Annotated in this window: 17 protein-coding genes and 1 pseudogene; 15 read left to right on the top strand and 3 right to left on the bottom strand. The window is 63.9% G+C overall.

What is annotated here, in order from left to right:
* Positions 1-81: 81 nt before the first annotated feature.
* The 3 genes from gph to ompA all read right to left on the bottom strand — a co-directional run bounded on the left by gph (position 82) and on the right by ompA (position 2,402).
* The gene (gph, locus tag EPN59_RS17800) at positions 82-813 is read right to left on the bottom strand and encodes a phosphoglycolate phosphatase (RefSeq protein ID WP_293046533.1); all 732 of its coding nucleotides are present in this window, start codon (positions 811-813) and stop codon (positions 82-84) included.
* Positions 814-853: 40 nt separating this feature from the next.
* A complete protein-coding gene (gene ubiG / locus EPN59_RS17795) occupies positions 854-1,552 on the bottom strand; it encodes a bifunctional 2-polyprenyl-6-hydroxyphenol methylase/3-demethylubiquinol 3-O-methyltransferase UbiG (protein ID WP_293035296.1) in 699 nt (232 codons plus the stop codon).
* 202 nt (positions 1,553-1,754) lie between these two features.
* Positions 1,755-2,402 (bottom strand): outer membrane protein OmpA, encoded by a 648-nt coding sequence (ompA, locus tag EPN59_RS17790; RefSeq protein ID WP_293035298.1) that lies wholly within the window; start codon positions 2,400-2,402, stop codon positions 1,755-1,757.
* A 561-nt stretch (positions 2,403-2,963) separates the two neighbouring features.
* Between ompA and gyrA the strand changes: the two genes are divergently transcribed.
* The 15 genes and pseudogenes from gyrA to EPN59_RS17715 all read left to right on the top strand — a co-directional run bounded on the left by gyrA (position 2,964) and on the right by EPN59_RS17715 (position 20,139).
* A complete protein-coding gene (gyrA, locus tag EPN59_RS17785; protein WP_293035300.1) occupies positions 2,964-5,585 on the top strand; it encodes a DNA gyrase subunit A in 2,622 nt (873 codons plus the stop codon).
* Positions 5,586-5,757: 172 nt separating this feature from the next.
* Positions 5,758-6,363 carry a DUF2059 domain-containing protein gene (locus EPN59_RS17780; protein WP_293035302.1) on the top strand — a complete coding sequence of 202 codons (606 nt, stop codon included), beginning with the start codon at positions 5,758-5,760 and terminating at the stop codon, positions 6,361-6,363.
* Between the two features lie 218 nt (positions 6,364-6,581).
* Positions 6,582-7,664, top strand: coding sequence for a 3-phosphoserine/phosphohydroxythreonine transaminase (serC, locus tag EPN59_RS17775; protein WP_293035304.1), 1,083 nt, complete (start codon positions 6,582-6,584; stop codon positions 7,662-7,664).
* 88 nt (positions 7,665-7,752) lie between these two features.
* Positions 7,753-8,835: a prephenate dehydratase gene (gene pheA / locus EPN59_RS17770; protein ID WP_293035306.1), complete on the top strand. Its 1,083-nt coding sequence runs from the start codon at positions 7,753-7,755 to the stop codon at positions 8,833-8,835.
* A 137-nt stretch (positions 8,836-8,972) separates the two neighbouring features.
* Entirely contained in the window at positions 8,973-9,896 is a 924-nt protein-coding gene (locus EPN59_RS17765) for a prephenate dehydrogenase/arogenate dehydrogenase family protein (RefSeq protein ID WP_293035308.1), read from the top strand.
* A gap of 38 nt (positions 9,897-9,934) precedes the next feature.
* Positions 9,935-11,239 (top strand): 3-phosphoshikimate 1-carboxyvinyltransferase, encoded by a 1,305-nt coding sequence (gene aroA, locus EPN59_RS17760; RefSeq protein ID WP_293035310.1) that lies wholly within the window; start codon positions 9,935-9,937, stop codon positions 11,237-11,239.
* Between the two features lie 19 nt (positions 11,240-11,258).
* Positions 11,259-11,924, top strand: a pseudogene (cmk, locus tag EPN59_RS17755) ((d)CMP kinase); the annotation flags it as partial.
* 287 nt (positions 11,925-12,211) lie between these two features.
* Positions 12,212-13,924: a 30S ribosomal protein S1 gene (gene rpsA, locus EPN59_RS17750; protein ID WP_293046530.1), complete on the top strand. Its 1,713-nt coding sequence runs from the start codon at positions 12,212-12,214 to the stop codon at positions 13,922-13,924.
* Between the two features lie 23 nt (positions 13,925-13,947).
* Positions 13,948-14,271, top strand: a complete 324-nt coding sequence (locus tag EPN59_RS17745; protein WP_293035314.1) for an integration host factor subunit beta — start codon at positions 13,948-13,950, stop codon at positions 14,269-14,271.
* A gap of 187 nt (positions 14,272-14,458) precedes the next feature.
* Positions 14,459-14,902 (top strand): LapA family protein, encoded by a 444-nt coding sequence (locus EPN59_RS17740; protein ID WP_293034057.1) that lies wholly within the window; start codon positions 14,459-14,461, stop codon positions 14,900-14,902.
* 65 nt (positions 14,903-14,967) lie between these two features.
* A complete protein-coding gene (gene lapB, locus EPN59_RS17735) occupies positions 14,968-16,143 on the top strand; it encodes a lipopolysaccharide assembly protein LapB (RefSeq protein ID WP_293034058.1) in 1,176 nt (391 codons plus the stop codon).
* A gap of 108 nt (positions 16,144-16,251) precedes the next feature.
* The gene (locus EPN59_RS17730) at positions 16,252-17,658 is read left to right on the top strand and encodes a UDP-glucose/GDP-mannose dehydrogenase family protein (RefSeq protein WP_293034059.1); all 1,407 of its coding nucleotides are present in this window, start codon (positions 16,252-16,254) and stop codon (positions 17,656-17,658) included.
* Positions 17,621-18,619 carry a D-glycero-beta-D-manno-heptose-7-phosphate kinase gene (gene rfaE1, locus EPN59_RS17725; protein ID WP_293034060.1) on the top strand — a complete coding sequence of 333 codons (999 nt, stop codon included), beginning with the start codon at positions 17,621-17,623 and terminating at the stop codon, positions 18,617-18,619. Before EPN59_RS17730 ends, rfaE1 begins: the two co-directional genes overlap by 38 nt.
* A gap of 89 nt (positions 18,620-18,708) precedes the next feature.
* Positions 18,709-19,701, top strand: a complete 993-nt coding sequence (gene rfaD, locus EPN59_RS17720) for an ADP-glyceromanno-heptose 6-epimerase (protein ID WP_293034061.1) — start codon at positions 18,709-18,711, stop codon at positions 19,699-19,701.
* 78 nt (positions 19,702-19,779) lie between these two features.
* Positions 19,780-20,139: a helix-hairpin-helix domain-containing protein gene (locus tag EPN59_RS17715; protein WP_293034062.1), complete on the top strand. Its 360-nt coding sequence runs from the start codon at positions 19,780-19,782 to the stop codon at positions 20,137-20,139.
* The last annotated feature ends 158 nt before the right edge of the window (positions 20,140-20,297 follow it).

Genomic DNA, 20,297 nt, shown 5'->3' with positions numbered 1-20,297 from the left:
GAAGTGGCAATTATCCCACAGTACGCCAGATGAGGCGAACCGCGCCCGTTTCAAGGGCGCGTGCCGTGTCGTCGATGGCAATTACGCTGCTGGCGGCCCTTTGCGGACGTTGCCAAGCAGCGCGAGCAGCGTTGTCGTCGTGTCCGCCACGAAGTGCGCGCTCCACTGCGACGGCGGTATGTCGTTGCCGCAGTAGCCGTAGGCCGCTGCGATCGTCGCCATACCGGCGGCAACGCCCGCCTGAACGTCGCGCAAGTCGTCGCCCACGTACACCGCGCGCTGCGGATGAATGCCAAGCGCCTGCGCCGCATGGAGCAGCGGCGCGGGATGCGGCTTCGCGTAGGGCGTGGTGTCGCCGCTGACGACGCAGGCCGCACGCGTATCGAGGTGCATGAGCGCGACGAGCGGATCGGTCAGCCGCGCGACCTTGTTCGTCACGATGCCCCAGCGTACTCCGCGTGCGTCGAGGTCGTCGAGAACGGCGTCGATGCCGGGAAAGAGCGCCGTCTCGATGCGCAGGTTGGCTGCGTAGTTGGCGAGAAACTCCTCGCGCAGCGCAGCGAATTCGGCATGATCGGGACCGATCCCGAACGCGCCGCCGATCAGTCCCCGCGCACCTGCCGAGGCGAGCGGACGCAGCCGCTCAATCGGCGCGGGCGCAAGACCGCGCGCGTGACGCATCTGGTTGACGGCGGCGGCAAGGTCGGGCGCCGTGTCGGCGAGCGTGCCGTCAAAATCGAACAGCACGGCTTCGCAGGCGGCGAGCGCTGCGCCGTCATCGGCCGCAGCCGGGACTTTCGTGGATGAATTCATGTCGGACGTGAAGTCGCGCTGAAGTCGTGCAACCTGCGCCTCAGGCTTCGCGCTGGCAGGCAACCATGTAATTGACGCTGGAATCGTTCGAGAGCGCATAGCGCCGCGTGAGCGGGTTGTACGTCACGCCCCGGATCTCGGCGAGGTGCAGCCTGGCCTCGCGAACGAACCCGGCCAGCTCGGACGGGCGGATGAAGCGCGCGTAATCGTGCGTGCCCTTGGGCAGCATCTGCGCGACGTATTCGGCGGCGATCACTGCGAGCATGTAGGACTTCACGTTGCGGTTGAGCGTCGAGAAGAACACCCAGCCGCCCGGCTTGACGAGCGTGGCGCACGCAGCGACGACACCGGCCGGATCTGGCACGTGTTCGAGCATTTCCATGCAGGTCACGACATCGAACGACGCAGGTTCGCGCGCGGCGAGCGGTTCGGCGGAAATCTCTTCGTAGTCGACGGTCACGCCGCTTTCGAGGCTATGCAGGTCAGCAACGCCGAGCGCCTCTGACGACAGGTCGATACCTTTGACGTTCGCGCCGAGTCCGGCCATCGACTCGGACAGAATGCCGCCGCCGCAGCCCACATCGAGCACGCGCTTGCCGGCGAGGTGCGCGTAGCTGTCGATCCAGTTCAGGCGAATGGGGTTCAGTTCGTGAAGCGGCTTGAATTCTGCGTTCGGATCCCACCAGCGATGAGCGAGATCGCTGAATTTCTGCAGTTCATGGGGATCGGCGTTCGTCATGTTGTAAGACCTGAGGCGCGGTTGCGGGTGGAGGAAAGCTTCAGTATATAGGGGCCGGGCAGGCTCGCAAAATGGCGCCCCGTGTTTCCCTTTGCCGCCGCTGACCCGGGTGGCTGTTCGTGCCCCGGTGCAGGAAGAAAAGCAGGGCGAAAAAAAACCCCGCCGAAGCGGGGTTCTGATACTTTCAGTCGCGGCTCGCGAATTACTGCTTCTGGGTGCCGACGACTTCGACTTCCACGCGGCGATCCGGTGCGAGGCAGGAGATGAGAGCCTTGCGGTTCTTCTGGTTGCAGCCCGTCGTAACCGGTTGGCGCTTGCCCTTGCCTTCCGTGTAGATGCGGTCGGCCGGAACGCCCTTGCTGACCAGATACGACTTCACGGCTTGTGCGCGGCGCAGCGACAGACGGTCGTTGTAGGCAGTCGAGCCGATACGGTCGGTGTGGCCCGTTGCGACGACGACTTCGAGGTTCAGCGCCTGGATCTTGCCTGCCAGTTCGTCCAGCTTTTCCTTGCCGGCCGGCTTCAGGGTGGCCTTGTCGAAATCGAACAGGGCGTCAGCTTGATACGTGATCTTCTGGCTGGTGATGGCCGGTGCCGGTGCCGGTGCGACCGGCGGTTGCGGTGCCTGGGCGACCAGTGCGCCATCGCACTTGGCGTTGGCGGTGGCCGGCGTCCAGAATGCACCGCGCCAGCAAAGCTCGTTCGTGCCGTTCATCCACACGTATTCGCCGGTACCATTCACCCAGTTGTCGTTGACGGCTTGTCGCGACGCCGGCACCGATTGTGCCGAGGCGGATGCAGCCATAACTGCGGTAGCTGCAATGAACGCGAGCTTTGAAAGTTTATTCATATTTCTCCTCTCGAATTTGAGATTACCGCAGGTTTACTGCGAGCCATGTGACGAAGACAAGTCATACATTGCTCGAAGTATAACATCGGCGCGTTATCGGTTACGTGTTGTGTAGACTTCGAGCCGTGTCTAACACTGACTTTGCGTTCGCATTTTGCCATATCGTTCCCGTCCGACGATAAAAAAAATCCGCCCCTTTCTTCGGGGTCAGTCGAATGTGGTAGACCCGCAACAAAAAGTTCCCGCGACATACCCTGGGCACGACGGTGGTCACAGTTTCCTGCAATAGACGGTGCGCTGTCGCCCGCCTGTTTCATCTGCGGTCCCGCTGTGGTTCCCATGTTGCGCTGCTATTTCCCTTCTGCGTCCATTCAGCGCGTTTTTGAGCGGTTCCTTGCGGTGCCTGCTAATAGGTATACGTAGGGCGCGGTCGGGGGTGTCGCGCATGGTAGAATCGCGTGATGCGCTGCGTCCGCGGCGTCCATGCGACAGCATGGGCGCGCCGCGGTGCCAGTCGGGATTTCCCGGCTGCACCGGGCGTGCCTGTATACGACATCGATAATGGATCAATTCGCCAAAGAGACTCTGCCTATCTCTCTCGAGGAGGAAATGCGCCGCTCGTATCTCGATTACGCGATGAGCGTGATCGTCGGGCGGGCGCTTCCGGATGTTCGCGACGGCTTGAAGCCCGTGCACCGGCGCGTGCTCTACGCGATGCACGAGCTGAACAACGACTGGAACCGTGCCTACAAGAAGTCGGCGCGTATCGTCGGCGACGTCATCGGTAAATATCACCCCCACGGCGACACCGCTGTCTACGACACGATCGTCCGCATGGCGCAGGATTTCTCGCTGCGCTACATGCTGGTGGACGGGCAGGGCAACTTCGGCTCGATCGACGGCGACAACGCCGCGGCCATGCGATACACCGAAATCCGCATGGCGAAGATCGGCCACGAGCTGCTTGCCGATATCGACAAGGAAACCGTCGATTTCGGGCCGAACTACGACGGCAGCGAAAACGAGCCCCAAATCCTGCCCGCGCGCATCCCGAACCTGCTGATCAACGGCTCGTCGGGCATCGCGGTCGGCATGGCCACGAACATCCCGCCCCACAACCTCGGTGAAGTCGTCGATGCCTGCCAGCATCTGCTCAAGAACCCGCACGCTTCCATCGACGAGCTGATCGAGATCATTCCGGCCCCGGATTTCCCGACGGCGGGCATCATCTACGGCGTTGCCGGCGTGCGCGACGGCTATCGCACCGGCCGCGGCCGTGTCGTGATGCGCGCGGCCACCCACTTCGAAGAGATCGACCGTGGCCAGCGCATGGCGATCATCGTCGACGAGCTGCCGTATCAGGTGAACAAGCGTTCGCTGCTCGAGCGCATCGCCGAGCTCGTCAACGAGAAGAAGCTCGAAGGCATTTCGGACATCCGCGACGAATCCGACAAGAGCGGCATGCGCGTCGTGATCGAACTCAAGCGCGGCGAAGTGCCCGAGGTCATCCTCAACAATCTGTATAAGGCGACGCAGCTGCAGGACACGTTCGGCATGAACATGGTCGCGCTGGTGGACAACCAGCCGAAGCTGCTGAACCTGAAGGAAATGCTCGACCATTTCCTGTCGCATCGCCGCGAGGTGCTCACGCGGCGCACCGTGTACGAACTGCGCAAGGCCCGCGAACGCGGACATGTGCTCGAAGGTCTCGCGGTTGCGCTCGCGAACATCGACGAATTCATCGCGATCATCAAGGCCGCGCCCACGCCGCCGATCGCGAAGCAGGAGCTGATGAACCACGCGTGGGATTCGTCGCTCGTGCGCGAGATGCTCGCGCGCGCCGAAGCCGAGAACGCGGCTGCCGGCGGGCGCGAAGCCTATCGCCCGGAAGGCCTCAATCCGCTCTTCGGCATGCAGGGCGACGGCCTTTACCGTCTGTCCGATACCCAGGCACAGGAAATCCTGCAGATGCGTCTGCAGCGCCTGACCGGTCTGGAGCAGGACAAGATCATCGGCGAGTACCGCGATGTGATGGCGCAGATTGCCGACCTGCTGGACATCCTGGCGCGCCCCGAGCGCGTAACGGAGATGATCTCCGGTGAACTCACCGCGATCAAGAGCGAATTCGGCGATGAGCGCCGCTCGAAGATCGAGCTGAACGCGACCGAACTGAACACCGAGGACCTGATCACGCCGCAGGATATGGTCGTCACCATGTCGCACGCGGGTTACGTGAAATCGCAGCCGTTGTCCGAATATAGCGCCCAGAAGCGCGGAGGTCGCGGCAAACAGGCGACGTCGATGAAGGAAGACGACTGGATCGACACGCTCTTCATCGCCAATACCCACGACCACATCCTGTGCTTCTCGAACCGCGGGCGCGTGTACTGGGTGAAGGTGTATGAGGTGCCGCAAGGCTCGCGCAACGCGCGCGGCCGTCCGATCGTCAATATGTTCCCGTCGTTGCAGGACGGTGAGAAGATCACCGTCGTGCTGCCGGTGAAGGAATTCTCCGCGGACAAGTTCGTCTTCATGGCGACCGCGCTCGGCACGGTCAAAAAGACGCCGCTTGAAGCCTTCAGCCGCCCGATGCGCAAGGGTATTATCGCGGTCGGTCTCGACGACGGCGACTACCTGATTGGCGCGGCCATCACGGACGGCCAGCACGACGTCATGCTGTTCTCCGATGCCGGCAAGGCCGTTCGCTTCGACGAAAACGATGTGCGTCCGATGGGCCGAGAAGCACGCGGCGTGCGTGGCATGCAACTCGACGAGGCGCAGCAGGTCATCGCGCTGCTCGTTGCCGGCGATGAGCAACAGTCGGTGCTCACCGCAACCGAGAACGGATACGGCAAGCGCACGCCGATCACCGAGTACACGCGTCATGGGCGCGGTACGAAGGGCATGATCGCGATCCAGACGTCCGAGCGCAACGGCAAGGTTGTCGCGGCGACGCTCGTCGACCCCGAAGCCCAGATCATGCTGATTACGACAACGGGTGTGCTGATCCGCACGCGCGTATCGGAAATCCGTGAAATGGGACGCGCGACGCAAGGTGTTACACTCATCAGCCTTGACGAGGGCACGAAGCTTTCCGGTCTGCAACAGGTCGCAGAGGCCGACGCAGAAGGCGAGGCGGGCGACGTCGAACCGGGTGAGGGTGAGGGCGAGAATCAGCTATAACCCGTCAGCTGTAAATCGCCGGCAGTCAATCATAGGGGCGGTCCGCGCGAGCGGGCCAGCCAGTGCAGGAAAGTCCTGACTGGCGCGAGGCGGAACCGGTTGCGGGCGAACGACGCATCGCACGGTCCGCAGCGCGGGCAGTTCGACTAATTTCTCTAATAAGGGAGTAATGATGCAAAAACGATTCAAGCAGGTTTTGTTGCTGGCCGCTCTCGTGCCGACGTTTGCAATGGCCCAGGCGCTCCAGTCCCAGGCGCCCGCGCAAGCTCCGGCCGCTGCGGCAGCACCGATCGATTCGGCCAAGCAAGCCGCGATCAAGGACCTGCTCGACGCGATCGACGCCCAGAAGCTCGTCGGCGCAATCGGTAACAGCGCACAGATGCAGGCCAAGCAGCTCGTTCCGGCGATCCTGTCGGATGCACTGTCCGAAAACAAGACGATGACGGACAAGCAAAAGCAGGCTTCCGTCCCGGCGCTGCAAAAGAATGCCGTGCCGAAGCTGGTTGACCAGGCAGGCCAGGTCTTCGCAACCGACGCGTTCCGCCAGGACGCAATGACGGCTCAGTACGAAGCCTACGCAAAGTACTACAGCACGCAGGAAATCAAGGACCTGACCACGTTCTACCGCAGCCCGACCGGCCGCAAGTTCATCCAGGTGCAAGATCAAGTCGGCCGTGACGTCGTGAGCGGTCTGATGCAGAAGTACATGCCGCAATCGATCAAGGCAACGCGCGACCAGGCCGACAAGGAAGTCGCCACGGTCAAGCCGGCCAAGTAATCGGTCGAAAAAGGGCGCGCGAGTCCCGGCCGAACGGCTTCAGGGATCGATCAGGGATCGAAAGGCGCGCGCCTTTGCTAGCCGGGAGCCGCGTTGGCGGGTTCCCGGTGACAGTGCGATAATGGCCGTTTGCGCGTGAGCGCAGACGGCCATTTTCTTTTTTCGGCGCGTTTTTCGGCCTTTTTTGCCGCAGCGCCTGCCTCGGGGATCTCATTACGATGCGCGTGTTCAACTTCTCCGCCGGACCTGCGGCGCTGCCCGAAGAGGTGCTGCGCCAGGCCGCCGACGAAATGCTCGACTGGCACGGCAGCGGGATGGGCGTGATGGAGATGAGCCATCGCGGCCCCGAATTCATGCAGATCCACAGCGAAGCGCTGCTCGATCTGCGCGACTTGCTGCAGGTTCCGGCGAGCCACCACATCCTGTTTTTGCAGGGCGGCGGTATCGGCGAGAACGCCATCGTTCCGCTCAACCTGTTCGGCACGAAGCCGCGCGCGGATTTCGTGGTGACCGGCTCGTGGTCGCAGAAGTCGCAGAAAGAAGCGCTCAAGTACGGCGCGGCCCATATCGCCGCGACGGGCCGCACGGGCGCCGGTTTCACGCATTCGCCGCCGAAAAGCGAGTGGCAGCTCTCCGACGATCCCGCCTACGTGCATCTGTGCACGAACGAAACGATCGACGGCGTCGAGACGTTCGAGATCCCCGACCTCGGCGATATTCCGCTCGTGGCGGATGCTTCGTCGCACATCCTTTCGCGTCCGATGGACATCGCCAAGTACGGCGTGCTCTACGGCGGCGCGCAGAAGAACATCGGCATGGCCGGCGTTACGGTCGTGATCGTGCGCGAGGATCTGCTCGACCGCGCGATGCCGATCTGCCCGTCCGCATTCGAATGGAAGACGGTTGCCGCGAACAACTCCATGTTCAACACGCCGCCCACCTACGCGATCTACATCGCCGGACTCGTGTTCAAGTGGCTCAAGCGCCAGGGCGGCCTGGCCGCCATGGAAGCGCGCAACATCGAAAAATCGAAGCTGCTGTACGACACGATCGACGCGGGCAGCTTCTACATCAACAAGGTGGAGCGCCGCGCGCGCTCGCGGATGAACGTACCGTTCTTCCTCGCCGACGAAGCACGTAACGAAGATTTCCTCGCCGGCGCGAAGGCGCGCGGGCTGTTGCAGCTGAAGGGCCATAAGTCCGTCGGCGGCATGCGGGCGTCGATTTACAACGCGGTGCCGCTCGAGGCAGTGAAAGCACTGGTCGAGTACATGAAGGAATTCGAAGCAAAGCACGCATGAGTCCCCGGGTGGTCCGCCGGGTTGGCTGCCGGGTTGACCGCATCGGGCGCTAGCGTGCGCGCATCCTTTCATATTGCCGGTTTCACGCATGGACGACGAACTCAATTCAAAACTCAAGCCGCTGCGCGAGCGCATCGACGCGATCGATGCGCAGCTGATCGCACTGCTGAACCAGCGTGCGGCGGTCGCGCTCGAAGTGGGCGAGGTCAAGAAGCACTTCAACGCGCCGGTGTTTCGTCCCGAGCGCGAGCTGCAGGTCATCGCACGCCTGCAGGACATGAGCCCAGGGCCGCTCGGCAACGATCACATCAGCGCGATCTGGCGCGAGATCATGGCCGCGAGCCGCTCGCTCGAAAAGACCATTACGACCGCCTATCTCGGCCCGGTCGGCACGTATAGCGAAGAGGCGATGCACGCGTACTTCGGTCAGACGATCGAAGGACTGCCGTGCCCGTCGATCGACGAAGTGTTTCGCTCGGTCGAGGCGGGCGCCGCCGAATTCGGCGTCGTGCCGGTCGAGAATTCGGCCGAAGGCGCCGTGTCGCGCACGCTCGATCTGTTCCTTGAGATGCAGCTCGCCATCGGCGGCGAAATCGCGCTGCCGATCCAGCACAACCTGATGACGCAAAGCGGCACGCTCAAGGGCGTCACGCGCGTGTGCGCGCATCCGCATGCGCTTGCGCAGTGCCAGCACTGGCTCACTGCAAATGCGCCGCAGCTCGAGCGCCAGGCCGTGGCGAGCAACGCCGAGGCCGCGCGTCTGGCTGCCGCCGATTCGTCCGTTGCCGCCATCGCCGGCGAGCGCGCGGCCGCGCACTACGGTCTGCAGATCGCGAACGCGCTGATTCAGGACGATCCGCACAATCGCACACGCTTCGTGATCATCGGCAAGCAACTCGCGGGTGTGACGGGACACGACCAGACGTCGATGATCGTTTCGGTGAAGAACGAGCCGGGCGCCGTCTACAAGCTGCTCGAGCCGCTCGCGCGCCACGGCGTGTCGATGACGCGTTTCGAGTCGCGTCCGGCGCGCGTCGGCACATGGGAGTACTACTTCTACATCGATTTCGAGGGCCATCGCGACGATCCCGCCGTGGCTGCGGCGCTCGATGACCTCGGCAAGAAGGCCGCGTATCTGAAGATCCTGGGATCGTATCCGCGCCTGCGCTAACGCTGCGTGTGACGATCGCCCTGCCTTAAGAGGCTGCCGCGTTCGTAGTGGTGTCGCAGTGGCGTTTTCAGCGGCGCTCGAAGGCTCGCTCGCGACGATGTGATCGCGGCGTATGTTTCCCACTTTCCGGTGATGTCGTGAGCGCGTTTCCCTTTAACAAACTGGTGATTTTCGGCGTCGGCCTGATTGGCGGATCGCTTGCGCTCGGCCTGCGCGAGCGCGGCGCCACGGGCCGCGTGATCGGCGTCGGGCGGCATGCGCACGCCGTCGAGCGTGCGCTCGAACTGGGCGTGATCGACGTGGCGACGACGCTCGCCGACGAAGCGGCGCTGGCCGAAGCCCTCAAGGGCGCCGATATCGTGCTGCTCGCCGCGCCCGTTGCGCAGACGCGCACGCTGCTCGAACGCATCGCGCCATACCTCGAAGCGCAGACGCTCGTGACCGACGCGGGCAGCACGAAGAGCGACGTGATCGAAGCGGCACGCGCAGCGCTCGGCGCGCGCATCGCGCAGTTCGTGCCCGGGCATCCGATCGCGGGCCGGGAATCGAGCGGCATCGAGGCCGCGCTGCCCGATCTCTACGTCGGCCGCAACGTCGTGTTGTGCCCGCTCCCGGAGAACGCGCCGCAAGCGGTCGAGCGTATCGCTGCAATGTGGCGCGCGACCGGCGCCGTGACGGGCACGATGAGCGCCGCGCAGCACGACCGCGTGTTCGCGGCGGTGAGCCATCTGCCGCACGTGCTGTCGTTCGCGCTCGTCGACCAGATTCTTGCGTCGCGGGATGCCGAACTCAAATTCTCGTTTGCGGCGGGCGGTTTCCGCGATTTCACCCGCATCGCCGCGTCGAGCCCCGAAATGTGGCGCGACGTGTGCCTTGCGAACCGCAGCGCGCTGCTCGCCGAACTCGACGCCTACACTGGAGTGCTTGTGAAGCTGCGCGCGGCCATCGATACCGGTGACGGCGCCGCGCTCGAAGCACTCTTCGCGCGCTCGCGCGAGGCCCGCACCGCGTGGCAGGAGCGCGGCGGCAAGCGGGTCGCCGACGTATCCCCCGACAAATAAGCGAAATAAGCGCCCGACCGAATTCTCAGGACTAGCTCATGGACTACCTCGATCTCGGACCGTTCTCCCGTGCCTCCGGCACGATCTATCTGCCAGGCTCGAAGAGCATTTCGAACCGCGTGCTGCTGCTTGCGGCGCTGGCCGAAGGTGAGACGACGATCACGAATCTGCTCGACTCCGACGACACGCGCGTCATGCACGATGCGCTCGAAACGCTCGGCGTGAAGCTCAGGCGCGAAGGCGAAACCTGCGTCGTGCAGGGCACGCGCGGCGCCTTCCAGGCACGGCGCGCGGATCTCTTCCTCGGCAACGCCGGCACGGCGGTGCGCCCGCTTACGGCGGCGCTCGCGGTCAACGGCGGCGACTACCGCATCTTCGGCGTGCCGCGCATGCACGAGCGGCCCATCGGGGACCTCGTGGACGGCCTGCGCCAGATCGGCGCGTCGATCGATTACGAGGAAAAAGAGGGCTATCCGCCGTTGCGCATCCGCCCGGCGCAGGTTTCGGTGGATGGGCCGATCCGCGTGCGCGGCGACGTGTCGAGCCAGTTCCTCACCGCGCTCCTGATGACGCTGCCGCTCGTGCGCGCGAAGGACGGCGTGAGCATCGTCGAAGTGGATGGCGAGCTGATCTCGAAGCCCTACATCGATATCACCATCAAGCTCATGGAGCGCTTCGGCGTGAAGGTCGAGCGCCCCGGCACGCATCGCTTCGAAGTGCCGGCCGGCGTGCGCTACCAGTCGCCGGGCAAGATCATGGTCGAGGGCGACGCTTCGTCGGCGTCCTATTTCCTCGCCGCGGGCGCGCTTGGCGGCGGACCTTTGCGCGTCGTGGGCGTGGGCCGCACGAGCATCCAGGGCGACATCGGTTTCGCCGACGCGCTCGGCCGCATGGGCGCCAACGTCACGATGTCCGACGACTGGATCGAGGTGCGCGGCATCGGCAACGACCACGGCAAGCTCAATCCGGTCGACATGGACTTCAACCTGATTCCCGACGCGGCAATGACGATTGCGGTGGCCGCGCTCTTCGCCGACGGCGCCACGACGCTGCGCAACATCGCGAGCTGGCGCGTGAAGGAAACCGATCGCATCGCCGCGATGGCGAAGGAGCTGCGCAAGGTCGGCGCGGATGTGCAGGAAGGCGAGGACTATCTGATCGTGCGCCCGCCCGCGCGCCTCACGCCGAACGCTGCGATCGACACCTACGACGACCACCGCATGGCGATGTGCTTTTCGCTCGTGAGCCTCGGCGGCGTGCCGGTGCGGATCAACGATCCGAAGTGCGTCGGCAAGACGTTCCCCGATTATTTCGAGCGTTTCCTCTCGCTCGCACAACCCTGAGCCCGGCCCTGACGTCAGCATGAAATCGTCCCGCCCCTTTTATCCTGTCCCCGTCATCGCCATTGACGGCCCGACCGCGTCCGGCAAGGGCACGGTGGCTACGCTGGTTGCCGCGCATCTCGGCTTTCACCTGCTCGACAGCGGCGCGCTCTACCGGCTGTCGGCGCTCGCGAGCGTGCGGTACGCGATCGCGCCCGACGATGCCGACGGCCTGGCCAAACTCGTCGACGATCTGCACATCACGTTCCGCGAAGGGCTCGCGCAGCTCGACGGCGTGGATGTGTCGAGCGAAATCCGTGAAGAGGCGATCGGCAACCGGGCCTCGATGATCGCGGCGCATCCACCCGTGCGCGCGGCGCTGGTGGCGCGCCAGCGGGCGTTTCGCAAGCTGCCTGGGCTTGTCGCGGACGGCCGCGACATGGGCACGGTGATCTTCCCGGACGCCGTCCTGAAGGTGTTTCTGACGGCCAGCGTCGAGGCACGCGCGGCCCGCCGGTATAAGCAATTGATCCAGAAGGGATTTTCTGCTAATATGGATGACTTACTCCGGGATTTGCGCGAGCGCGATGCACGCGACAGCAACCGCGCTGCCGCGCCGCTTAAGCCCGCGGAGGGCGCGATGCTGCTCGATACCTCGGCGCTGTCCATCGACCAGGCGGTCGAACAGGTCGTGCAGTGGTACCGGGTACATGCTGGAGTACAAGCGGGAGTACAAGCGGGAATACACGCGGGAGTCCATGAAAGGGCGCATGAGGCCCAACACGGACAACCGTCGCGTCATCACGATTAGTTTCAGTTGTAGCTGCAGTAGTAGTGGTGCTCCGCGTGAGCGGAGCGTGTGTTAAACCCTTTAACCCCGTATGGTTTTTGCATTCGTGCCGCGAACTGGTGTTCCGGCATCGGCGTGAAACCGGTCAGGATGGCCGGTGAGCAGTGAGACGCCGGGCAAGATCCATGCAAATTCAGATTTCTATGTCCGACCTGCAAACCTCTACCCCGAATACCGAATCTTTCGCGGCTCTGTTCGAAGAGTCGCTGACCCGCCAGGACATGCGCGCCGGCGAAGTCATCTCCGCTGAAGTCGTGCGCGTCGACCACAACTTCGTGGTCGTCAACGCTGGCCTGAAGTCCGAGGCCTATATTCCCATCGAGGAATTCCTGAACGACCAGGGCGAGGTTGAGGTTCAGTCGGGCGATTTCGTTTCCGTCGCGATCGACGCGCTGGAAAACGGCTATGGCGACACGATCCTGTCGCGCGACAAGGCCAAGCGCCTTGCTTCGTGGCTGTCGCTGGAAAAGGCTCTCGACAACAACGAACTCGTGACCGGCACGATCACGGGCAAGGTCAAGGGCGGCATGACCGTCATGGTCAACGGCATCCGCGCGTTCCTGCCGGGTTCGCTCGTCGACACGCGTCCGGTCAAGGACACGACGCCGTACGAAGGCAAGACCCTCGAATTCCGCGTCATCAAGCTCGACCGCAAGCGTAACAACGTCGTGCTGTCGCGCCGCGCAGTGATCGAAGCCACGCAGGGCGAAGAGCGCGCGAAGCTGCTCGAGACGCTCAAGGAAGGCGCGATCGTCAACGGCGTGGTCAAGAACATCACCGACTACGGTGCGTTCGTCGACCTCGGCGGCATCGACGGCCTGCTGCACATCACCGACATCGCATGGCGTCGCGTGCGTCACCCGAGCGAAGTCCTCTCGGTTGGCCAGGAAGTCACCGCGAAGATCCTCAAGTTCGACCAGGAAAAGAACCGCGTCTCGCTCGGCATCAAGCAACTGGGCGACGATCCGTGGGAAGGCATCTCGCGCCGTTACCCGTCGGGCACGCGCCTGTTCGGCAAGGTCACGAACATCACCGATTACGGCGCGTTCGTCGAAGTCGAGTCGGGCATCGAAGGCCTCGTCCACGTTTCGGAAATGGACTGGACCAACAAGAACGTTGCGCCGTCTAAGGTTGTCCAGCTGGACGACGAAGTCGAAGTCATGGTCCTCGAGATCGACGAAGACCGCCGCCGTATCAGCCTCGGCATGAAGCAGTGCAAGCCGAATCCGTGGGATGACTTCAGCCGCAACTTCAAGAAGGGCGACAAGATCCAGGGCGCAATCAAGTCGATCACCGACTTCGGCGTGTTCATCGGTCTGCCCGGCGGCATCGACGGTCTCGTCCACCTGTCGGACCTGTCGTGGAGCGAAACCGGCGAAGAAGCCGTGCGCAAGTACAAGAAGGGCGACGAAGTCGAGGCAGTGGTGCTCGGTATCGACGTCGAGAAGGAACGCATTTCGCTCGGCATCAAGCAGCTCGAAGGCGACCCGTTCAGCAACTTCGTTGCTGTCAACGACAAGGGCTCGATCGTCGACGGTACGGTCAAGTCGGTCGATGCCAAGGGCGCTGTGATCACGCTGAACGCCGATGTCGAAGGCTACCTGCGTGCTTCGGAAATCGCCCAGGACCGCGTGGAAGACGCCCGCAACGTGCTGAAGGAAGGCGACAAGGTCAACGCGATGATCATCAACATCGATCGCAAGTCGCGCGGCATCAACCTGTCGATCAAGGCGAAGGATTCGGCCGAGCAGCAAGAAGCGCTGCGCACCATGTCGGCTGATTCGAACGCAGCGGCAAGCGGCACGACGAACCTCGGCGCGCTGCTGAAGGCCAAGCTCGACGGCCAGAACCAGTAAGCCTCAACGGGGGCAGCTGAAGTATGACCAAATCTGAATTGGTCGCGCAGCTGGCTACGCGATTTCCGCAACTTGTCCTCAAGGATGCGGATTTCGCGGTCAAGACGATGCTCGATGCGATGTCCGACGCGCTTGCGAAGGGTCATCGCATCGAAATTCGCGGCTTCGGCAGTTTCGGCCTGAACCGCCGGCCGTCGCGCGTCGGACGCAACCCGAAGTCGGGAGAAAAAGTGCTGGTGCCCGAGAAGTTCGTGCCTCACTTCAAACCCGGCAAGGAGTTGCGCGAGCGCGTCGACCAGCGCTCGGGCGAACCACTGAAGGCAGACGAGCCAGACGACGATCTGTAAGCGTTGCCCGCAGTAACGGCAACCTTGCGGATCGCCGGCGCTCAATCGAGTTGGCCAGCCGCATGGACCGGAAAAAGCGCCTCAGGGCGCTTTTTTTTTTCGCCTGTGCCGTGCTCGTCCGATGCCTGTTCCTGTGCTTGTTCCCTTGCTTGTTCCTGTGCCTGCGCGCGCAGGGCGGCAAGGCGTGATGATCGGCCTCAGCGCGGCGGCTTCCCGTGCAGGTGCCCTGCGGCAGGGCGTTCATTTACAATACGGGGCGATTCGGCTCGATTTGTGCCGCCACGCCGCACGGCGGCCGTCGCCGGCGCCTTTTTCGCAACTGCCGAGAGACCCTTTCATGAAATTGATTGCCTGGGTGATCCGTGTGCTGGTGTTCGTGTTGCTGCTCGTGCTCGCGCTCTCCAACACGCAACCCGCAACGCTGAGCTTCCTTGCCGGGTACGCGTGGCAGGCTCCGCTGATCCTGATCGGCCTCGCGTTCTTCGTGGTCGGTTTGCTCGCCGGGCTGCTGTCGGCGCTGCCGGCCCTGTTCAAGCTGCGCATGGAAAACGGCCGCCTGAAGCGGGATCTGCGCACCGCTCGCGAAACGCCCGCGCCTGTCGCCGAACCGCCGCTGCCGCCGCTCATCTGAATCGCTAGTGTCACCGCGCGCCGCATACGCGCGCGGCTCATCCTCCTGCTTAAACCATCGCTCGCATGGATCTCGATTTCTGGTGGCTGCTCGTCATTCCCGTCGCATTCGCGCTCGGCTGGATGGCGTCGCGCTACGATCTCAAGGCGCTGTTATCCGAAAGCGCCAATCTGCCGCGCTCGTATTTCCGCGGACTGAATTTCCTGCTCAACGAGCAGCCGGACAAAGCCATCGACGCATTTATCGAGGTCGCCAAACTCGACCCCGAAACGGTCGAGCTGCACTTCGCGCTCGGTAACCTGTTCCGCCGCCGCGGCGAAACCGATCGCGCGATCCGCGTGCATCAGAACCTGCTTTCGCGTCCCGACCTGCCTGTGAACGAACGCGATCACGCCCTCTACGAACTCGGCCAGGATTACCTGAAGGCGGGCATGCTCGACCGCGCCGAAGAAACGTTCGTTTCGCTGCAGTCGGGCGATTACGCGCAAGGCGCGCAACGCGCGCTCCTCACGATCTACGAGATCGAGAAAGACTGGAACCGCTCGATCGAGACCGCGCGTCACCTCGAAACGATGGGCGCGGGTTCGCTCGACCTCGAAATCGCCCAGTTCCACTGCGAACTCGCGCAAGAAGCCCTGCAGCAGAAAAAGCCTGACGAGGCGCGGCGCCAGCTCGACCTGGCGCTGAAAGCGAATCCGCAGAACGTGCGCGCGACGATCCTCGGCGGCGACGTCGATGCGGCGAGCGGCGCATTCGAAGCCGCGCTCGCGCAGTGGCGCCGCGTGGAGGAGCAAAACCCCGCGTACCTGCCGCTCGTCGCCGAGAAGGTCATGAAGGCCTACGAAGCGCTCGGCCATGCTGAAGACGGCGCGCAACTGCTCACCGAGTGGGTCGATGCGTATTCGTCGAACGATCTGCTCGACGTCGCCTACAAGTACGTGGCGGCGCTGCGCGGCCCCGACGCGGCACACGTGCTCGCGCGCACGCAGATGCAGAAGTCGCCCAATCTCGCCGGCATGTCGCGTCTGCTCGAAGCGCAGCAGGCCGCCGCGGAGGAGCCGCGCCGAAGCGAAATCGAATTGATGCGCTCGCTGCTCCAGCAGCGCACCAAAAATCTGCCACGGTACACGTGCCAGAATTGCGGTTTCCGGGCGCGCCTCTTCTACTGGCAGTGCCCTGGGTGCAGCGGCTGGGAAACCTATGCACCGCGCCGCGTCGAGCCCGTTCCCGCCTCGAACTGAATGAACTGAACGTCGGGCGGCGCTCGTGCGTACTGCGCGCCTGACTGGCCGCCCGCAAACGGGCGGCTCGCCGCCAAACCCATTTCCGAAAATGTCACCGGAGCGCGTATGAAAATCACCATTATCGGTACCGGCTACGTCGGTCTCGTCACCGGGGCGTGCCTCGCTGAAATCGGTCACGACGTGTTCTGCCTCGATGTCGATCCACGCAAGATCGACATCCTGAACGGCGGCGGCGTGCCGATCCACGAGCCGGGTCTGCTCGAACTCATCGCGCGCAACCGTGCGGCAGGCCGCATCACGTTTTCGACCGATATCGCCGCGAGCGTCGCGCATGGCGATGTCCAGTTCATCGCGGTGGGCACGCCGCCCGATGAGGACGGCTCGGCCGATCTGCAGTACGTCCTCGAAGCGGCGCGCAGCATCGGCCGCTACATGGACGGCTTCAAGGTGGTCGTCGATAAGTCGACGGTGCCCGTCGGCACCGCGCAGCGCGTGCGCGGCGTGCTCGCCGAGGAACTGGCGAAGCGCGGTCTCGCCGACAGCGAGCAGCACGGCTTCTCGGTCGTGTCGAATCCCGAGTTCCTGAAGGAAGGCGCGGCCGTCGAAGACTTCATGCGGCCGGATCGCATCATCATCGGCATCGACGAGGACGAGCAGGGCAACGTTGCGCGCGAGAAGATCAAGCGCCTCTATGCGCCGTTCAACCGCAATCACGAGCGCACGATCTACATGGATGTGCGCTCCGCCGAGTTCACGAAGTACGCGGCCAACGCCATGCTCGCCACGCGCATCTCGTTCATGAACGAGATGGCGAATCTCGCCGACCGCGTGGGCGCCGATATCGAATCGGTGCGGCGCGGCATCGGCTCCGATCCGCGCATCGGCTATCACTTCCTCTATGCGGGCTGCGGCTATGGCGGCTCGTGCTTCCCGAAAGACGTGCAGGCGCTCATCCGCACCGCCGCCGAATCGGGGCAGCACCTGCGCATCCTCGAAGCCGTCGAGGACGTGAACCACGATCAGAAGGAAGTGCTGGTGGGCAAGATCGTCGGCACGTTCGGCGACGACCTGAAGGGCCGGCACTTCGCCTTGTGGGGCCTCGCATTCAAGCCCAACACCGACGACATGCGCGAAGCGTCGAGCCGCCGCCTGATCGAGGCGCTGCTCCTGCGCGGCGCGACGGTCACCGCGTACGATCCGGTCGCCACGGACGAAGCGAAGCGCGTGTTCGCACTCGACCTCAAGGGCGCGCCGGAACTGCTCGCGCGCCTGACGTTCGCAGCGAGCCAGGACGAGGCGCTCGTGGGCGCGGATGCGCTCGTGATCGTGACGGAATGGACGGCCTTCAAGGCGCCGGACTTCGCCTACCTGAAGTCGGTGCTCAAGTCGCCGCGTATCTTCGACGGGCGCAATCTCTACGAGCCGGACGCCATGGCGGAACTCGGCATTGACTATTACTCGATTGGGCGGCCGCATGCCAAGCTCGCAACCGACGCAACCCCCGCAGTCTGATATCGCCACGGCGGCGCAAGCGCCCGCCATCGAGCGTGTGCCGCGCGAGAAGCTCGCGCGCTCGCGCGTGCTGGTGGTGGGCGACGTCATGCTCGACCGTTACTGGTTCGGCGACGTCAACCGCATTTCGCCCGAAGCGCCGGTGCCTGTCGTGCATGTGCAGCGCCAGGAAGACCGCCTCGGCGGCGCGGCGAACGTCGCGCGCAACGCGGTGGCGCTCGGCGCGCAGGCGGGCCTGCTGTGCGTGGTCGGCCACGACGAGCCGGGCGAGTGCATCGTCAAGCTGCTCGGCGAGAGCGGCGTCAACGCCTTTCTCGAACGCGATCCCGCGCTGCCCACCACGATCAAACTGCGTGTGCTGTCGCGCCAGCAGCAGTTGCTGCGCGTGGACTTCGAGAACACGCCCGCGCACGAAGTGCTGCTCGCGGGCCTCGCGCGCTTCGACGCGCTTTTGCCGGCGCACGACGTGGTCCTCCTGTCCGACTACGCGAAGGGCGGGCTCACGCACGTCACGAAGATGATCGCGAAAGCGCGTGCAGCGGGCAAATCGGTGCTGGTCGATCCGAAAGGCGACGACTGGGAGCGCTATCGCGGCGCGAGCGTCATCACGCCGAACCGCGCGGAACTGCGCGAAGTCGTGGGCACGTGGAAATCGGAAGACGATCTGCGCGCGCGCGTGACGAAGCTGCGCCACGAACTGCAATTCGACGCGCTGCTGCTCACGCGCTCGGAGGAGGGCATGACGCTCTTCACCGACGACGGCGTGCTGCACGCGCCTGCCGATGCACGCGAAGTGTATGATGTGTCGGGCGCCGGCGACACGGTGATCGCAACCGTTGCGGTCTCGCTGGGCGCAGGCCTGCCGCTCGTGCAGGCCGTCGCGCTGGCGAACCGCGCGGCGGGCATCGTGGTCGGCAAGCTCGGCACGGCCACCGTCGACTACGACGAACTCTTTCACTGATATAGCGCACACGGTGCGCTTTTTGCGTGCCGTGTGTGTAGTCGGTGCGCGGCCGGTGCCGGGCACGACTTCTTCTTGACAGGCACACCATGACCCTCATCGTGACCGGCGCGGCCGGCTTCATCGGCAGCAACATCGTCAAGGCGCTCAATGAACGCGGCGAACACCGCATCATCGCCGTCGACAATCTCACGCGCGCAGACAAGTTCAGGAATCTCGTCGACTGCGAGATCGACGACTACCTCGACAAAACCGGGTTCGTCGAGCGCTTCGCGCGCGGCGACTTCGGCAAGGTGCGCGCGGTGTTCCACGAAGGCGCCTGTTCGGACACGATGGAAACCGACGGCCGCTACATGATGGACAACAACTTCCGTTATAGCCGCGCGATTCTCGATGCCTGCCTCGCGCAGCGCACGCAGTTCCTGTATGCGTCGTCGGCGGCGATCTACGGCGGTTCGAGCCGTTTCGTCGAGGACCGCGAAGTGGAAGCGCCGCTGAACGTCTACGGCTATTCGAAGTTCCTGTTCGACCAGGTGATCCGCCGCGCGCTGCCCACGGCGCAAACCCAGATCGCGGGCTTTCGCTATTTCAACGTTTATGGCCCGCGCGAGACGCACAAGGCTCGCATGGCGTCGGTGGCGTTCCACAACTTCAACCAGTTCCGCGCCGAAGGCCGCGTGAAGCTCTTCGGCGAGTACAACGGCTACGCAGCCGGCCAGCAGACGCGCGACTTCGTGTCGGTCGAAGACGTCGTGAAGGTGAATCTGTTCTTCTTCGATCACCCCGAAAAGAGCGGCATTTTCAACCTCGGCAGCGGACGTGCGCAGCCGTTTAACGATATCGCGAGCACGGTCGTCAACACGCTGCGCGCGATGGAAGGCGCAGCGCCGCTCACGCTCGACGAGCAGGTGAAGCAAGGTCTGATCGAGTACATTCCGTTCCCCGACGCGCTGCGCGGCAAATATCAGTGCTTCACGCAGGCCGATTTGACGAAGCTGCGCAACGCGGGCTACGACGCACCGTTCCTCAGCGTTCAGGAAGGCGTCGATCGTTACGTACGTTGGCTGTCCGGCCAGGTTTAACGCGTAGCGGCATCTTTCTAAACTGGACTCTCACTGCCGGCGATGGTCGCCGGCAGGTGGTTTAAAGGGAGATCCAGCATGATCAGGAAAGCACTTGCGGCGGTTTTGCTGCTCGCTGCATTCGGCCAGGCGTTCGCCGCGGTCGACGTCAATACGGCCAACGAAGACGCCCTGCGCGGCATCAAAGGCATCGGTCCCACGCGGGCCAAAGCGATCCTCGACGAGCGCAGCGCGCACGGCCCGTTCAAGGACGCTGCCGATCTCGCTAAGCGCGTGAAGGGCATGGGCGGTCATACCGTCGAACGTTTGCAGGCCGAAGGATTGTCGCTCGGGCCGTCGAATGCGCAAGCGGGCAAAAGCGGCGGCGCGAAGCAGGCAACGCCGGCCAAAGCCGCGCCGCCCGGCCAACCTGCGACCACGGTGACAGTCAAGAAGTAGCGCGGCGCCTCCGTATTCATCATTCGTGCAGGACAGTCAGGCACGGCATCAGCCCTGAACGGTTACGTCTCCTTCAGGCGCCGCTTCGGCGGCGTTGACCCGCGGCCCGGGCCGCGGGGTTTTTTTGCATGCATCGTTTGCTCGCTTCGTGTAGACGG

The sequence above is a fragment of the Paraburkholderia sp. genome (assembly GCF_004298475.1).
Taxonomy (GTDB): domain Bacteria; phylum Pseudomonadota; class Gammaproteobacteria; order Burkholderiales; family Burkholderiaceae; genus Paraburkholderia; species Paraburkholderia denitrificans.
The sequence above is the reverse complement of the archived record's forward strand: the minus strand, read 5'-3'. Positions and strand labels throughout refer to the sequence as shown.

Coding starts and splice junctions, on each gene's coding strand:
- gph (WP_293046533.1), bottom strand. CDS start 813: ATGAATTCATCCACGAAAGTCCCGGCTGCGGCCGATGACGGCGCAGCG.
- ubiG (WP_293035296.1), bottom strand. CDS start 1,552: ATGACGAACGCCGATCCCCATGAACTGCAGAAATTCAGCGATCTCGCT.
- ompA (WP_293035298.1), bottom strand. CDS start 2,402: ATGAATAAACTTTCAAAGCTCGCGTTCATTGCAGCTACCGCAGTTATG.
- gyrA (WP_293035300.1), top strand. CDS start 2,964: ATGGATCAATTCGCCAAAGAGACTCTGCCTATCTCTCTCGAGGAGGAA.
- EPN59_RS17780 (WP_293035302.1), top strand. CDS start 5,758: ATGCAAAAACGATTCAAGCAGGTTTTGTTGCTGGCCGCTCTCGTGCCG.
- serC (WP_293035304.1), top strand. CDS start 6,582: ATGCGCGTGTTCAACTTCTCCGCCGGACCTGCGGCGCTGCCCGAAGAG.
- pheA (WP_293035306.1), top strand. CDS start 7,753: ATGGACGACGAACTCAATTCAAAACTCAAGCCGCTGCGCGAGCGCATC.
- aroA (WP_293035310.1), top strand. CDS start 9,935: ATGGACTACCTCGATCTCGGACCGTTCTCCCGTGCCTCCGGCACGATC.
- rpsA (WP_293046530.1), top strand. CDS start 12,212: ATGTCCGACCTGCAAACCTCTACCCCGAATACCGAATCTTTCGCGGCT.
- EPN59_RS17745 (WP_293035314.1), top strand. CDS start 13,948: ATGACCAAATCTGAATTGGTCGCGCAGCTGGCTACGCGATTTCCGCAA.
- EPN59_RS17740 (WP_293034057.1), top strand. CDS start 14,459: ATGATCGGCCTCAGCGCGGCGGCTTCCCGTGCAGGTGCCCTGCGGCAG.
- lapB (WP_293034058.1), top strand. CDS start 14,968: ATGGATCTCGATTTCTGGTGGCTGCTCGTCATTCCCGTCGCATTCGCG.
- EPN59_RS17730 (WP_293034059.1), top strand. CDS start 16,252: ATGAAAATCACCATTATCGGTACCGGCTACGTCGGTCTCGTCACCGGG.
- rfaE1 (WP_293034060.1), top strand. CDS start 17,621: ATGCCAAGCTCGCAACCGACGCAACCCCCGCAGTCTGATATCGCCACG.
- rfaD (WP_293034061.1), top strand. CDS start 18,709: ATGACCCTCATCGTGACCGGCGCGGCCGGCTTCATCGGCAGCAACATC.
- EPN59_RS17715 (WP_293034062.1), top strand. CDS start 19,780: ATGATCAGGAAAGCACTTGCGGCGGTTTTGCTGCTCGCTGCATTCGGC.